Source organism: Citrobacter gillenii (genome assembly GCF_013337685.1).
In the GTDB taxonomy this organism is placed as follows: Bacteria; Pseudomonadota; Gammaproteobacteria; order Enterobacterales; family Enterobacteriaceae; genus Citrobacter; species Citrobacter gillenii.
This window is the reverse complement of the sequence record NZ_SUQN01000001.1, coordinates 685,498-700,599: the sequence shown is the minus strand read 5'-3', so window position 1 is coordinate 700,599 and position 15,102 is coordinate 685,498. Positions and strand designations below refer to the sequence as shown.

16 protein-coding genes and 1 riboswitch are annotated in these 15,102 nt (G+C 53.4%); of the genes, 4 read left to right on the top strand and 12 right to left on the bottom strand.

What is annotated here, in order from left to right:
* Nucleotides 1-5: 5 nt before the first annotated feature.
* The 12 genes from FCH32_RS03255 to pduF all read right to left on the bottom strand — a co-directional run bounded on the left by FCH32_RS03255 (nucleotide 6) and on the right by pduF (nucleotide 11,107).
* Complete coding sequence (locus FCH32_RS03255) at nucleotides 6-791, bottom strand: cobalt-precorrin-6A reductase (protein WP_117343323.1); 786 nt, start codon at nucleotides 789-791, stop codon at nucleotides 6-8.
* Nucleotides 788-1,513 (bottom strand): precorrin-3B C(17)-methyltransferase, encoded by a 726-nt coding sequence (locus tag FCH32_RS03250; RefSeq protein ID WP_096756662.1) that lies wholly within the window; start codon nucleotides 1,511-1,513, stop codon nucleotides 788-790. Before FCH32_RS03250 ends, FCH32_RS03255 begins: the two co-directional genes overlap by 4 nt.
* Complete coding sequence (cbiG, locus tag FCH32_RS03245; protein ID WP_115258162.1) at nucleotides 1,513-2,568, bottom strand: cobalt-precorrin 5A hydrolase; 1,056 nt, start codon at nucleotides 2,566-2,568, stop codon at nucleotides 1,513-1,515. Before cbiG ends, FCH32_RS03250 begins: the two co-directional genes overlap by 1 nt.
* On the bottom strand, nucleotides 2,549-3,322 hold the full coding sequence (locus tag FCH32_RS03240; RefSeq protein WP_096756660.1) for a cobalt-precorrin-4 methyltransferase: 774 nt from the start codon (nucleotides 3,320-3,322) through the stop codon (nucleotides 2,549-2,551). Before FCH32_RS03240 ends, cbiG begins: the two co-directional genes overlap by 20 nt.
* Nucleotides 3,315-3,884, bottom strand: a complete 570-nt coding sequence (locus FCH32_RS03235) for a decarboxylating cobalt-precorrin-6B (C(15))-methyltransferase (protein ID WP_115258161.1) — start codon at nucleotides 3,882-3,884, stop codon at nucleotides 3,315-3,317. The genes FCH32_RS03240 and FCH32_RS03235 overlap by 8 nt, the downstream gene beginning before the upstream one ends.
* Nucleotides 3,874-4,479: a cobalt-precorrin-7 (C(5))-methyltransferase gene (locus FCH32_RS03230; protein WP_115258160.1), complete on the bottom strand. Its 606-nt coding sequence runs from the start codon at nucleotides 4,477-4,479 to the stop codon at nucleotides 3,874-3,876. Before FCH32_RS03230 ends, FCH32_RS03235 begins: the two co-directional genes overlap by 11 nt.
* On the bottom strand, nucleotides 4,464-5,612 hold the full coding sequence (cbiD, locus tag FCH32_RS03225) for a cobalt-precorrin-5B (C(1))-methyltransferase CbiD (protein WP_174360489.1): 1,149 nt from the start codon (nucleotides 5,610-5,612) through the stop codon (nucleotides 4,464-4,466). The genes FCH32_RS03230 and cbiD overlap by 16 nt, the downstream gene beginning before the upstream one ends.
* A complete protein-coding gene (locus tag FCH32_RS03220) occupies nucleotides 5,609-6,241 on the bottom strand; it encodes a cobalt-precorrin-8 methylmutase (RefSeq protein ID WP_096756656.1) in 633 nt (210 codons plus the stop codon). The genes cbiD and FCH32_RS03220 overlap by 4 nt, the downstream gene beginning before the upstream one ends.
* Before the next feature lie 10 nt (nucleotides 6,242-6,251).
* Complete coding sequence (gene cbiB / locus FCH32_RS03215; protein ID WP_153879968.1) at nucleotides 6,252-7,211, bottom strand: adenosylcobinamide-phosphate synthase CbiB; 960 nt, start codon at nucleotides 7,209-7,211, stop codon at nucleotides 6,252-6,254.
* Complete coding sequence (locus tag FCH32_RS03210) at nucleotides 7,208-8,587, bottom strand: cobyrinic acid a,c-diamide synthase CobB (RefSeq protein ID WP_146716948.1); 1,380 nt, start codon at nucleotides 8,585-8,587, stop codon at nucleotides 7,208-7,210. The genes cbiB and FCH32_RS03210 overlap by 4 nt, the downstream gene beginning before the upstream one ends.
* A gap of 88 nt (nucleotides 8,588-8,675) precedes the next feature.
* A riboswitch (cobalamin riboswitch) is annotated at nucleotides 8,676-8,850 on the bottom strand.
* A gap of 331 nt (nucleotides 8,851-9,181) precedes the next feature.
* The gene (gene pocR, locus FCH32_RS03205; protein WP_117343318.1) at nucleotides 9,182-10,093 is read right to left on the bottom strand and encodes a transcriptional regulator PocR; all 912 of its coding nucleotides are present in this window, start codon (nucleotides 10,091-10,093) and stop codon (nucleotides 9,182-9,184) included.
* A 204-nt stretch (nucleotides 10,094-10,297) separates the two neighbouring features.
* Nucleotides 10,298-11,107, bottom strand: coding sequence for a propanediol diffusion facilitator PduF (pduF, locus tag FCH32_RS03200; protein WP_096756652.1), 810 nt, complete (start codon nucleotides 11,105-11,107; stop codon nucleotides 10,298-10,300).
* A 525-nt stretch (nucleotides 11,108-11,632) separates the two neighbouring features.
* Here pduF and pduA point away from each other — a divergent pair.
* From pduA to pduD, 4 genes are read left to right on the top strand one after another with little or no spacing between them, the layout of a single operon-like run.
* Nucleotides 11,633-11,914: a propanediol utilization microcompartment protein PduA gene (gene pduA / locus FCH32_RS03195; RefSeq protein WP_003030255.1), complete on the top strand. Its 282-nt coding sequence runs from the start codon at nucleotides 11,633-11,635 to the stop codon at nucleotides 11,912-11,914.
* A complete protein-coding gene (gene pduB, locus FCH32_RS03190; RefSeq protein WP_096756651.1) occupies nucleotides 11,914-12,726 on the top strand; it encodes a propanediol utilization microcompartment protein PduB in 813 nt (270 codons plus the stop codon). The genes pduA and pduB overlap by 1 nt, the downstream gene beginning before the upstream one ends.
* 18 nt (nucleotides 12,727-12,744) lie before the next feature.
* Nucleotides 12,745-14,409: a propanediol dehydratase large subunit PduC gene (pduC, locus tag FCH32_RS03185; RefSeq protein WP_174360488.1), complete on the top strand. Its 1,665-nt coding sequence runs from the start codon at nucleotides 12,745-12,747 to the stop codon at nucleotides 14,407-14,409.
* A 10-nt stretch (nucleotides 14,410-14,419) separates the two neighbouring features.
* The gene (pduD, locus tag FCH32_RS03180) at nucleotides 14,420-15,094 is read left to right on the top strand and encodes a propanediol dehydratase medium subunit PduD (RefSeq protein WP_096756649.1); all 675 of its coding nucleotides are present in this window, start codon (nucleotides 14,420-14,422) and stop codon (nucleotides 15,092-15,094) included.
* The last annotated feature ends 8 nt before the right edge of the window (nucleotides 15,095-15,102 follow it).

Sequence of the window (15,102 nt, the reverse complement as noted above, 5' to 3'; positions counted from 1 at the left end):
ACTCCTTAAGCCACAGCCAGCCAGCGCACTAAACGCGCCGTAAATGCGGCCTGACTATCCAGTAATTCTTCTCCCGTCACCAACGGTGCCGGACGTGTAATCACGATGCAGGGGATCCCAGCATCCAGACAGGGTTGTACTTTTTCCTGATAACCACCTTCCGCGCCCGATGCTTTGGTGATGACCACGTCAGCCTGACACTGACGGTAAAACACGGCATTAAACTCAGCGCTAAACGGCCCGCACAGGGCGAATATTTCGCCAACGCCAAATCCTAAATCGGCGCATTGCTGGATAACGTCAGGCACCGGCAGTACGCGGGCCAGCAGTGTTTTTTCCGGCAGCCCCGCGCGCCAGATAGCCAGATCTTTGCTGCCGGTGGTTAGCAGCACACGTTCGCCAAAGCGACGCGCTACGTCGCAGGCTTGCTGAATACTCTGCACGGTGTACAGATGCGGATGCGTTAAGCCACTCAACTGCTCAGGGCGCTGATAGCGGCTCAGCAGCACGCCCGCTGCTTCACAGGCGCTCATGATGTTACGACTCACCACTTCGGCATACGGATGTGAGGCATCAATCACCCAGCGCGTACGGTTTTCCTGCAGCCAGGCAACCATGTGTTCCCGCTCCAGACGTCCGCAGCGCACCTGACCTTTAATATCGCCCGCCAGCTGTTTCCCCGTTGGGGTAGCTACCGACAGGGTATAAGCCACGTTCGCCGCATCCAGTTGCTGGCACAGCATGCGCGCGTCGCTGGTACCGCCCATGACCAGCACATCACCGTAATTCACAGTACATAACCGCGTGGGGTGATCATCAGGCCATCCTGAACGTAGGTCGTTTTGTTGCCGACAATCACCAGGCTGGTCATATCCACCGGTTCAAAGTCCATTTCGCCGAGCGTGGTCAGCCATTTTTCCTGTTTTTTACGTCCGGCTGACTTCACGATACCCACCGGCGTTTGTGCACTTTTGCTGGCAGAAAGCAGCTCAAAAGCACGTGCCAGATGCCCTTCGCGGCCACGGCTGCGCGGGTTATAGAAACAAATAACGAAGTCAGCTTCGCCCGCAGCCACAATGCGTTTTTCAATCACCGGCCACGGTGTTAACAGGTCGCTTAAACTGATATGGCAGAAGTCGTGCATCAGCGGAGCACCGAGCAAAGAGGCCGCGGCAATACTGGCAGTCATCCCCGGGATCAGCTTGACCTCAACATCCAGCTTCTGCTTGCTGACCAGCTCAAGCACCAGCCCGGCCATGCCGTAAATTCCGGCATCGCCGCTGCTGATTAGCGCCACGTTATGACCGGCCTGCGCTAGCTCAATCGCCGCCTGGCAGCGTTCTATCTCTTTGCACATCCCGGTTTTGATCACCTGCTTATCGCCGGTGAAGGCTTTTACCAGGTGGGTGTAGGTTTTGTAACCCACGATAATTTCTGCCGCTTTCAGTGCTTCAACGGCTTCCATGGTCATCATTGCCTGCGAGCCAGGACCAATTCCAATTACGGTTAACATCAGTGTGAAACTCCCAAAGTAATAGTGACACCCTGTTCACGCAGGGTCTCGCCTAACAGTTGTCCATGGCTCAGCAGCCAGGCTGCAGGACCGGAGACGCTCCCCGTCCCGACCGTTTTACGCACAAACGATGAGGCAGGAAAACGGTGTTCATGCTCACGCAGCGCGTCAGCAGTAAAGGTTTCGAAAGGTACGCGACAGCAGGAAGCCAGTTGGATAAGCCCCTGTTCATCTTTTTTCAGCGTAATGCTGCCGATGGCTTTTAGTGCCAACGGATCGAGCCGTTGGGCTTCAAGTTGGCGGGAAAGCAGTTCAGCTAACAGCGGGAACGGCGTATCGCGACGACAGCCAATCCCGGCGACAACCCGCTGTGGCACCAACTTCCAGTGCGGAAGGGGCAACTCGGGGAGATCGGTCCGCAAGGTGATGCAAATCAGCGCATCGAGTTCAGGGAGTTGGTTCAGGTCAGTCACCGTGATGAAACCACGACGATCGCAATGACTGACGTCCTGCGCCAGTTCGTCGTCCCACCACAGGCCAACCCGCTTGTTGCTGACCAGCATCTGATTAACGATTTTTACCACCGAACGGAAGTCGGTCATTCGCGCATTCAGTTGAAACGCCAGCGTATCAAGGGCCGCCATGTCATTCACATCCGTCGCCGTGGTGATCACCGGATCCGCACCCAGCATGCCCGCCAGGTAGCGCGCCAACGTGTTAGCGCCCCCCGCATGGCCCGACAGCAGGCTGATGACATGCTGCGCACGCTCATCGATCACGACCACCGCCGGGTCACAAAACTTGTCGTTAACCAGCGGGGCCAGCACACGTACCGCAATACCGGTCGCGCCGATAAAAATCAGCGCCGAATAGTTCGCAAACGCATCGCGGGCCGCATTGGCAAACCCGTTTTCGAAGGGAAGAAATCCCTCCTCCAGCAATTTTTCACTGGTGAAACAGGTCACCGGTAGCATTGCCGCCAGACGCTTCGCCAGCAAAACACCGCCGGGCGTCAGGCAGAACAACGCGATAGACTCAGGCTTTACGGTATTCATGGCTAAAGTCCGCCGCATAGAGTTTGGAGTAGTGATACTCCGTGCCCAGGAAGTTGCCGACCAGAATAAGCGCCGTTTTGCGGATCCCCGCATCGCGCACTTTGTCGCCAATATCCTCAAGGGTGCCACGTACGGTCTGGCTTTCAGGCCAGGTGGCTTTATAGATGACCGCCACTGGCGTGGTCGCCGGATAACCGCCTTCAATCAGACGCTCAGCCACCCGATGGATACGCTGGACGGAAAGATAAATCGCCATCGACGTCTGGTGACTGGCAAACGCCTCCAGTTGTTCGCGCTCCGGTACCGGCGTACGACCTTCAAGACGGGTAATGATCAGACTCTGCGACACTTCAGGTACCGTGTACTCGACGCCGAGTTCTGCCGCTGCCCCGAGGAACGCGCTGACGCCAGGCACCACCTGCCATTCAATCCCGCGTTTGGTCAGCTCTTCACCCTGCTCGCGGACCGAGCCGTACAGCGAGACGTCGCCGGTTTGCAGACGCACAACCGTTTTACCCGCTTTTACACCGGCTTCCATCAGGTCGAGGATCTGTTCCAGATGCAGTTCGGCGCTGTCGTGACACTCAGCGTCAGGTGGGCAATATTCCAGCAGTTCGGTGTTAATCAGCGATCCGGCATAGATAACCACCTGCGCTTGCTGCAGCAACCGGTAACCTTTGAGGGTAATCAGCTCGCGATCGCCAGGACCAGCGCCAACAAACCACACACTACGGGGATCAAATATCTCAGACATGGTTTCCTTCCTTCTGACAGGCGATAACAAAAACGGGATTATTCGGTTTGAAATAGTGGCCACTGCCAAGCGTGGTCAGCGATGACACCTGCATTTGCAGGCAGTCCACACCCTGCACGCCAAGGTGCTCCAGATGCGCCAGCGCGGTATTCAGGTTTTCCTGAAGAATGAAGGTCATTACCAGCCGTCCGGCGGGATGCAGTTGGCGCATCGACCAGTCGATCAGGTCGGTCAAGTGACCACCACTGCCGCCCATAAAGATGGCATCAGCTTTTTCCGCGATGGTCATCGGCGCGATACCGGGATAAATATCAACGTTGGCGCAGGCAAAGTGCTGGCGATTCTCGTCCAGCAGTCTGAGTGCCGCCGGGTTACGCTCAATCGCCGTCACGCGTAGCGATGGATATTGCAACGCCGCTTCTATCGACACGCTGCCGGTTCCTGCGCCAATATCAATCAGGTGCGTGGCACGGTGTAATTCAAGTTTTGAGAGGGCAAGTGCACGTACCGCTTCTTTGGTCATCGGCACCTTCTCTCCACGCAGAAAAAGCTCATCTTTCATCGAGGATCACCACTGCATTCATGTCATAGTCGGCATTAATTTCACTGAGCGGCAGGCAGTGGATGCGTTCATTTTCCATTGCCAGGTTTTCGCCAATCACCATCCAGCGATGCCCCTTACCACGGGCAATAAGCTGATGTGCAATTTCGCGCGGACCGCACAGGGCATCCGTGACCATCGCCACCTTGTTATGTCGTGCCAGTTCATCGAAACAGACGCTACGGCCGTGGCTACTGGTCAGCCACATGTCGTTCATATCAATACCGGACTGCGCGCACAGATATTGCACCGCACTGATGCCAGGAATAATGCGCACATGTTCAATGCCAAAATGCGCCACCATCCGGGTGCCAATGCCGTAGAACAACGGATCGCCAGAGGCCAGTACCACTACATGCTTCCCCTGATGCTCGCCAATCCAGGTTAATAACTCCGGGATATTGGCGCCAAGGGCAAACCGCTCGCCGGTAAAATCCGGGAACTGCTGCAAATGCCGTTTACCACCGACCAGCACATCCGCCGTGGCGACAGACTCGCGTGCTGCGGGCGTCATCAAATGCAACCCCGCGGGTCCCATCCCTACAACGGTAAGCATGTCATCTCCTGCGCAATCTCTGTGACCGGGCGGTTGCTGCCGAGGATCTGGTTATCAAAAGAGAACATGATGGCGTCGCAGGTCGGCGGATTTTTGGTAAAACGCAAGGTCTGCAGGACACGCATGCAGATACGTTTAGCCAGATGATCGTAAATATGCTGAAAACCGTAGGCATCGATGTGCTCCATCGCGGCTTCGGTGGTATCGCAGTCGCTGACCAACGTCAGTAATTCCAGCGGCGCACCGAGCAGCGCCAGGTGGGCGACCAGAGTTTCCATACGCGCGTCGGCAATATGGCTGTGGGTATGGAAAATACCCGCTGCAATTTTGATGAGCTTGCCCGGATGTCCGACGAGAACGATTTGTTTGAACCCAAGGCGGACGGCCTCTTCAATCATGTAGCCGACAAAGTTGCTCATGGTGACCACCACCTGCGTGTCAATCCCCATCTGTTCGCGGACAAAACGTTCGCCATGGTTACCCGGCACCAGCACCACACGCTCTAGTCCCGCCGCACGTTTGATTTCCAACTCCAGCGACAGTGAACGCTTCCAGCTCTCTTCCGACATGGGCGTAACAATGCCGGTGGTGCCGATAATGGAAATGCCGCCCAGAATACCCAGACGCGAGTTGTAGGTTTTCTGCGCCCGCTCTTCACCTTCCGGGGCAAAAATTTCAATCTGTGCCCCACGATTTGGGCCGATCGCCTCGCGAACCGCTGACTCAATAGTCTGACGCGGCGTGCGATTGATTGCCGAACTGCCTACCGGTAGGCCAATTCCTTTGCGGGTGACCGTGCCGACACCTTCGCCGCCCTGCAGCGCTATTTCGCCGCTGTCGTCTAGCGTCACACGAGCAAAAATCAGCATCCCGTGGGTGGCGTCCACATCATCGCCGCCGTCTTTACGAATAGCGGCAATCGCCTGCAGCCCTTCAATGTGCGGCGACTCAACGTTCAGGCATAGCGTGACCCCGGACGGAGTGACTATGGATACTTGATGGATCAAATGCTGACGCAATACCATCAATGCAGCGACTTTGGCTGCTGCCGTCGCACACGATCCGGTGGTGTACCCTTTGCGCAGCGCTTTACCGTTGTGCCATACCGGTGCGTCAAAGGGTTGGTCGCTCATCGCGCCCCCTGCATGTGGTAGAGCATCGCGTTGACGATAGCGGCGGCGACGTTGCTTCCGCCTTTGCGGCCCAGGGCAGCTATGGCAGGCAGATGACTTTTCGTCAGCGCATCTTTCGACTCCTCCGCGCCGACAAACCCTACCGGCACACCGACCACGCCGCTCACGGCAACATCGTGTTCCATCAGGCGGAACAGCGCCGTCGGCGCATTGCCAAAGACAAACAGCTTTTCGCCCTCTTCCTGAACCGCAATGTCGACGGCGGCCATCGAACGAGTGATACCCTGTTCTTTTGCGGCGCGCACCACACGCGGGTCGCTGATGTAACAGCGGCATTCTCCGCCGAATTTTGCCAGCAACGTTTTGTTGATCCCGGAAAGGGCCATCGTAGTATCGGTATAAATCACGCTTGATCGGTTTAACGCGGCGCAAAACTGCGCCAGTACATCATCGGAAAACCACAAAATGTCCAGCCAGTCGAAGTCAGCGGTGGTGTGGATCACCCGCTTGATGATGGCCTCATGTAATGGGCTGGCAAACTGATAGTCCGGGCGGGTTTCACGAATAATGTCGCCAATGATGTCGAAACTTTTGGCTTCAATCGCCTGGGGTTGCTGAATGTATTGCATTGTTTTGTCCTCAGGCCACACCGACCAACAGCCACCGCAGCGCAATAAATAGCGCCAGAGCCAGGGTCGATGCTACCCACATCAATCGTATCGTTTGGGAAATGTCGTCTACTGAAATGTCTCGTTGTGCATCACCGATCCACGGTTTCTCAACGCGCTCGCCAAAGTAGTCGTTAGGACCACCCAGTCGAATGCCTAATGCCCCGGCAACGGCCCCCTCGGACCAGGCACAGTTTGGACTGCTGTGGTTGTAGCGATCGCGCCAACCAATGTGTAATGCACCGAAGCCGTCTTTACGGCATAAAAATGCAGCGCACCCGAGCAACAGCCACCCCAGTCGGGCAGGAATCAAATTCGCGACATCATCCAGTCGCGCACTGACCATCCCGATAGCACGGTACTTTTCATTTTTATAGCCAACCATGGAGTCCAGGGTGTTCACCGCTTTGTAGGCCATCGCCAACGGGGCACCGCCGAGAAACAGGAAGAACAGCGGTGCAATGATGCCGTCCACGGTGTTTTCAGCGATGGTTTCCACCACCGCGCGATTGATCTGTTTCGGCTGTAATTGTGAGGTGTCACGCCCCACAATCCAGGAGAGTTTTTCCCGACTTTCTGTGAGATTATTGGCACGCAGTGGACGTTCGACATCTCGTGCGGCATTCGCCAGGCAGCGGCCAGCCAACACGGTAAAGATCATCCACACCTCGACGCCCCACCCTAGCCACGGATGAAGCGATTGCGCCAGCGCCAGTACGCCCCATGAAACGCCCCAGGTCACGCCGACCACCACAACCCACAGCACTGCGCCACCGATACGCAGCATGCCATCGCTATGGCAGTAGCGGCGCACCAGGCGCTGCACAGCGGTAATGAGATTGCCAATCCAACGTACCGGATGCGGCCAGCTCTGCGGATCGCCAATGATAAAATCAAGCAGCCAGGCGACACACCACGCGAGCAGTGTCATTTCACGCTCCTCGCGGCGTCCAGCCAGTGATTAAGCATCTCAGGACGCTGAGCAAAATGAACGTGCAGGTAGCTGGCAAACGCATTGCCAACCTGCCAACCGCCAGACCACGCCTGTAACGTTTCGCCATCGCGAACTTTGCGACAGCTCATCACGGCCTGGGTTTGAGGGGTAAAATCGGAATAGTGAAATTCATGTCCGCGCAGCACGTCACCGGGCGCAGCGAGTAAGGTTTGTTGTTCGGCCTGCGCTTCACAATAGCCAAATCGGGTCAGACGTTTGCCCATTTTGCTGTGACCGGGAATAATATCCGCCATCGGCCAGATATCGCCGTTGCTGTCTTCCAGCGAACTCCCCAGGTACATCAGACCACCGCACTCCGCGTAAATCGCCACACCGCGCTGATGAGCCGCACGCAGTTGCGCCAGCATGGTGGAATTTCGGGCAAGCCCGGCTGCGTGCAGCTCAGGGTATCCGCCCCCTAGCCAGATCATCTGGCAATCAGGGAGACGGCTGTCGTGTAGCGGGCTGAAACGGACAATATTGAGGCCCGTGCGCGCCAGTAGCGTAATGTTATCCGGATAGTAGAAGTTGAATGCTTCGTCATCAGCAATGGCAAGCGTCAGTCCAGCTCCGGCATCGGCGGCAGGAAGCGCGGGCCATTCGCCCACCGGTGGGGTGTCTAACTGGCTTAAGGCCAGCAGCGCGTCGATATCTAACGTTTGCTCAAGCGTTGTAGCAAATTCCTGCCACGGCAACTGATTGACGATTGATTCCCGCGCGGTCACCAGTCCCAGATGACGCTCAGGGAGCGCCACGCCATCCACGCGGGGAACATAGCCCAATACCGGTATCGAACAGTAGCGTTCGATGGCGACTTTAAGTAGCTGGTAATGCGTTTCGCTGTTTACCCGGTTAACAATCACGCCAGCAATATTCAGCGTTGGATCAAAATGCTGGAATCCCATCACCGTGGCGGCAATTGATGTTGAGACGGCTTTACCGTCCACCAGCAAAATGACCGGACAGCCCAACTGCTTCGCCATCGCGGCGGAACTGCAGTAATTGGGGTCCGTACCATAACCGTCATACAACCCCATAACGCCTTCGATGACGGCGATATCCGCATGCTGCATATGTTCGCAAAATAAGGCGTTCAGCGTGGAAGTGGGGAGCATGAAGCTATCAAGATTGCGGGAGGCTGTGCCGGATACGGCGGTATGCCAGCCGGTATCCAGATAATCAGGACCGACTTTGCAAGGCTGGACGCGCAAACCGCGTTTTTTCAGCAGACTCAACAAGCCCAGCGTTACCGTGGTTTTACCACAGCCGCTTCCGGTACCTGCAAGAACAAACGCGCGAAAATTGGCCGCCATACCCTGATCCTGTTCAGGGTGGTAGGGGTGTAGAGATACCCAGTCTTTCGACTGTATGCATCTGAGCAACCCACTTCCCACCGAAGTTGTTGGTAGTCACTGACAGGCAGGTCTTCTGGCTTAGCGTCATTCTCACCCGTCCTTCCCAATCTCGCGATCAGTGGTCTATACGGGGTCGTCAGCATCACAGCAGCGGGGGCTGCGGGGGATTCTCACCCCCTTCCCTACCACAAACGTGGTAAACCTGTCAGCTCAGGAGCAAATTCTATTAAGCTCCAGGCATGAGATGAATTAACACACCTCATGACAAAAATTCATTTAAATATCTTTTACGCTCATTCAGCCAATGTTATGGCGTCATTCAGCTTATTCTTAAGTTTGCATTCCGTATGAAAGCTTCAATTAATAATAAAGAAAGTCATTCACACAGACACTGTATCTCATCACAAAAATAAAAACTGGTGCAGTTTATCCTTCAGACACTATTACTTTGTTGCGCTATGACAATTTATTGTCTTCTATCCTTATTTTTCATTTTATAATGACGGACATACAATACGATATCAAAAATCGGCAATAGCAAAATATTGCTATTTATGCTGACTCTTCGGACGAAACAACACTAATTTGCTGGCGAAAAGCCTGCGGCGTCACCTGGTATGTCTGGCGGAAAACTTTGCAAAAATAACTGGTTTGCGAAAAGCCTAAATTTCGCGCAATACTGGCAATACTCCAGTCACTATGACAAAGCAACTCTTTAGCACTTGCCATTCGCTGTTGGTTTACCCAGGCATTAAAACCGATCCCCTGATATTTTTTGAACAGCTTGCTGAAATAGTACGGACTGAGATAAACATGCGAAGCCACCTCCTCGAGGCGAAGCTCATCCGACAAATGTGCGTCGATATAGCGCAACGCTTTTTTCATTTTACTGTCATGCGGAGTCGGGCTACGGGTTGGACGCACCGACTCTGACTGCTGTGTACTGTCTTTAATGACAACGAAATTCAATTGTTTTTTAAGGCAATTTTCAACAATCAACTTCAACAAATCTGCAGAGGCGATGACGCGAGAATAGTCCATTTCCGGAACATTACGAAATTCATTGAGCAGTTCGGGATCGGCTTGCCAGCGATCATCGACACTCAAAATATCAACCAGGCCTACGTCATTGCTTAAGCGCACCTGACCGCATAAAACAAATCCAACCAAGTGGCCTGCAATCACCAAAGGGATAGAAAAATCGGTAAGGCCGGCATGACAGCGATAAATACACGGCTGGTCTGATTTTGATGCTTCAAGGCCCCCACAACGATCGCTCATACGGCATCGCGTGCTGTGTTGCGGGTGCTGGCGCATCAACTGGCAGAAAGGGGTAAAATTAAAGAGTTCAGAAATTTCATCACCGTGAATATTGACAACCACAACGGCCAGACTGGTGGCCTGTGCAAAATCCTGTGCGATTTTATTAATGAGTTCTGAGTTCAGGGCGCTCGCAGAAATCATGATAAAACCTCTCAGTTAATTTATTGTTATAAATAAAAACACATTATTTACATTCACTTTTCATCTCGCTATTAGACGCAATGATAAAAGGTGTTAATGGACCATAACAAAAGTCTCCCATTGTGGGGAGACTTTTTAAGCTGTTCAGGAAACCGGATCACGAAATCAGTTTTTGCATTTCAGAAATAAACAATTTCCATGAAGCTAGTTCTCATTTTCCTCCAGCTTACAAGTATTACACGGTAAATTTTTGCCAATAAAGTAACGATAAATTGCTGCCCCGGCGCACGCACCGATGATCGGTGCCACAATCGGGACGATAAAGTATGGGATATCGCGTCCCCCCGTCATCGCAACATCTCCCCATCCGGCAAACCAGGCAAACAACTTAGGACCAAAATCACGCGCCGGATTCATGGCAAATCCTGTGAGCGGACCTGTTGATGCACCGATGACGGCAACCAGAATACCAATCAGCAATGGCGCGAGAGGACCTTTAGGCACCCCATTGCCATCGTCCGTCAGCGCCATAATCATACCCATCAGAATGGACGTGATGACCACTTCCACCAGCGCAGCTTGCCATACGCTAAGCGCAGAGGCCGGATAAGTACTAAAAATACTGGCCAGTTGCAGGCTTTCAAGACTGCCACGAACCATATGGTGCGCCGTCTCATATTCAATGAATAAACTGCCGTACAGCAAATAGGCCAGCAACGCGCCGCCAAAGGCACCCGCGACTTGCGCGACCGTATAGGGTAAAACTTTACGCCCAGGGAAACAGGCAAACAGCCACAGAGCGATGGTAATCGCAGGGTTGAGGTGTGCCCCGGATATTCCGGCAGTCAGGTAGACCGCCAGCGAAATCCCAAGACCCCAAATGATGCATATTTCCCATAACCCTAAACTCGCACCGGCCACCTTAAGGGCACTCAGGCATCCAATGCCAAAAAACAGGAACAGCCCGGTACCTAAAAACTCGGCAATGCATTGCGCTTTTAGTGAATCGTTCATTGTGACACCTTCTAAGCAGAGTTCGTGTCTGTACCAGCGGACTCCCTGCTGGCAGTAGAGTACTTCAAGGCTTACTATAAAAAGCGCCGTCGGCAAATTGTTGGCAATCTGAGCACTTCCACCTTTTTAAAATCGTGTAGTGATAACAAATTCTTGCTGTCAGCATTATTAAAACAGCTAACAAAAACGGGCATTAGCCCTATTAAAAACGCATTATAAAAATAATAAAATATTGCCAACAGCAGATTTCTGTTTTCAAACAAACATCACAATTTCATTTCCCCCGCATAGCAAATGATATTTATCGTGTCACTAGCAAAAATGTAAATCTGGTATTGACATAACCAAATTTTCACATCCGCAAAATAATAAAAAACATTTAAAAACAATCAGATAAAAGAATATCAAGCAATTTTATATCACCGATCGCTTACTATTTTTTCACTCTCCGTTTCAAGTCAGCCATTCTTTTTCCTCGCTTCTTTTTATAGTCATGAAAATCGGAACAACCCAGGCGAGGTCTTTATGCAACAAGAAGCGTTAGGAATGGTAGAAACCAAAGGCTTAACTGCAGCCATAGAGGCCGCAGATGCAATGGTGAAGTCAGCCAATGTGATGCTGGTCGGCTACGAAAAAATTGGTTCAGGGCTGGTCACCGTGATTGTTCGCGGTGATGTTGGCGCGGTAAAAGCGGCAACAGATGCAGGCGCCGCTGCCGCACGTAATGTGGGTGAAGTGAAAGCCGTACACGTGATCCCACGTCCTCATACCGATGTCGAAAAAATCTTACCGAAGGGAATTAGCTGATGAGCAGCAATGAGCTGGTTGAACAGATCATGGCGCAGGTGATTGCTCGGGTGGCAACGCCAGAACACAAGGCTATCCCTGAAAATAATCTTCCAACACGAGAGACGGCTATGGCAGAGAAAAGCTGCAGTTTAACGGAATTTGTCGGCACCGCGATTGGCGACACCGTCGGTCTGGTGATCGCCAACGTCGACAGCGCCTTACTGGACGCGATGAAGCTTGAAAAACGCTATCGCTCCATTGGCATTCTAGGCGCCCGTACCGGCGCAGGCCCCCATATCATGGCCGCGGATGAAGCGGTAAAAGCCACTAATACTGAAGTGGTGAGCATTGAGCTTCCGCGAGATACCAAAGGCGGAGCAGGCCACGGTTCACTGATTATCCTCGGCGGCAACGATGTTTCCGACGTAAAACGCGGAATTGAAGTCGCGCTGAAAGAACTGGATCGCACATTTGGTGATGTCTACGCCAATGAAGCCGGTCACATCGAAATGCAATACACCGCACGTGCCAGCTATGCGCTGGAAAAAGCCTTCGGCGCACCCATTGGTCGTGCCTGTGGTGTGATCGTCGGCGCACCGGCATCTGTTGGTGTACTGATGGCCGATACCGCACTGAAATCGGCCAACGTCGAAGTGGTGGCTTATAGCTCCCCTGCCCATGGTACCAGCTTCAGTAACGAAGCCATTCTGGTTATTTCCGGTGACTCTGGCGCCGTACGTCAGGCCGTCATCTCCGCGCGCGAAATCGGTAAAACCGTGCTTGCGACCCTCGGCTCAGAACCGAAAAACGATCGTCCGTCCTACATCTGATACCCGTGAGGCTGATTCATGAGATCGAAAAGATTTGAAGCACTGGCGAAACGCCCTGTGAATCAGGACGGCTTCGTTAAGGAGTGGATCGAAGAAGGCTTCATTGCGATGGAAAGCCCGAACGACCCAAAACCGTCCATAAAAATCGTTAACGGTATGGTCACCGAACTGGATGGTAAAGCCGCCAGTGAATTTGATTTGATAGACCATTTCATTGCCCGCTACGGTATTAATCTGGCGCGCGCTGAAGAAGTGATGGCGATGGACTCGATCAAACTCGCCAATATGCTCTGCGATCCTAATGTGAAACGCAAAGACATCGTTCCGCTGACCACCGCGATGACACCGGCAAAAATTGTCGAAGTGGTTTCGCATATGAACGTCGTCGAAATGATGATGTCGATGCAGAAAATGCGCGCCCGCAGAACCCCTTCTCAACAAGCGCACGTCACTAACGTTAAAGACAACCCGGTGCAGATTGCGGCCGATGCAGCAGAAGGCGCATGGCGTGGATTTGACGAGCAGGAAACAACCGTTGCCGTGGCACGCTATGCCCCGTTTAACGCTATTGCTCTGCTGGTCGGTTCACAGGTTGGGCGTCCCGGCGTATTAACCCAGTGCTCGCTGGAAGAAGCCACCGAACTCAAACTCGGCATGTTAGGCCACACCTGCTATGCAGAAACGATTTCCGTGTACGGTACTGAGCCGGTCTTTACCGATGGTGACGATACCCCATGGTCAAAAGGCTTCCTGGCCTCTTCTTATGCCTCACGCGGTCTGAAAATGCGCTTTACCTCAGGCTCAGGCTCAGAAGTGCAGATGGGTTATGCAGAAGGCAAATCCATGTTGTATCTGGAAGCCCGCTGCATTTACATCACCAAAGCCGCTGGCGTGCAGGGTTTACAGAACGGGTCCGTTAGCTGCATCGGCGTCCCTTCCGCCGTACCGTCAGGTATCCGCGCAGTGCTGGCAGAAAACCTGATCTGCTCGTCACTGGATCTCGAATGCGCCTCCAGTAACGACCAAACCTTTACCCACTCGGATATGCGCCGTACCGCGCGTTTGCTGATGCAATTCCTGCCAGGAACTGACTTCATCTCTTCCGGTTATTCCGCCGTGCCGAACTACGACAACATGTTTGCAGGCTCTAACGAAGATGCCGAAGACTTTGACGACTACAACGTTCTCCAGCGTGACCTTAAAGTCGACGGGGGTTTGCGTCCGGTGCGTGAAGAAGACGTCATCGCCATTCGTAACAAAGCGGCCCGCGCACTGCAGGCAGTGTTTGCTGGAATGGGATTGCCACCCATCACCGATGAAGAAGTTGAAGCCGCGACTTACGCCCACGGCTCGAAAGATATGCCAGAACGCAACATCGTTGAAGACATTAAGTTTGCGCAAGAGATCATCAGCAAAAACCGCAACGGACTGGAAGTGGTGAAAGCCCTGGCCCAGGGCGGATTTACCGATGTTGCTCAGGATATGCTCAACATCCAGAAAGCCAAGTTAACCGGAGACTATCTGCATACCTCCGCCATTATCGTCGGCGACGGACAGGTGCTTTCCGCGGTGAATGACGTCAACGATTATGCCGGTCCGGCAACAGGTTATCGCCTGCAAGGCGAACGCTGGGAAGAAATTAAAAACATCCCCGGCGCACTTGATCCCAACGAGCTTGGCTAAGGGGTGAACTATGGAAATCAATGAAAAGCTACTGCGCCAGATAATTGAAGATGTGCTGTCTGAAATGCAGACCAGCGATAAGCCTGTTTCTTTCCGCTCGTCTGCCGCGGCAACCGCACCGCAGATGGCAACCGCGCCAGGTGACAGTTTTCTGACCGAAATTGGCGAAGCCAAACAGGGCCAGCAGCAGGATGAAGTGATTATTGCCGTTGGTCCGGCGTTTGGGCTCTCGCAGACCGTCAATATCGTCGGTATTCCGCACAAGAATATTTTGCGCGAAGTGATCGCGGGTATTGAAGAAGAAGGCATTAAAGCACGCGTCATCCGCTGCTTTAAATCCTCCGATGTGGCGTTTGTCGCCGTGGAAGGTAACCGTCTGAGTGGTTCCGGTATTTCAATCGGCATCCAGTCCAAAGGCACCACGGTTATCCACCAGCAGGGGTTACCGCCGCTTTCTAACCTGGAGCTGTTCCCTCAGGCCCCACTCCTGACGCTGGAAACCTACCGTCAGATTGGTAAGAACGCCGCGCGTTACGCCAAGCGTGAATCTCCACAACCGGTCCCGACGTTGAATGATCAGATGGCGCGTCCGAAGTACCAGGCGAAATCAGCCATTCTGCACATTAAAGAGACCAAATACGTCGTGACGGGCAAAAACCCGCAGGAACTGCGCGTGGCGCTTTGATAAAGGAT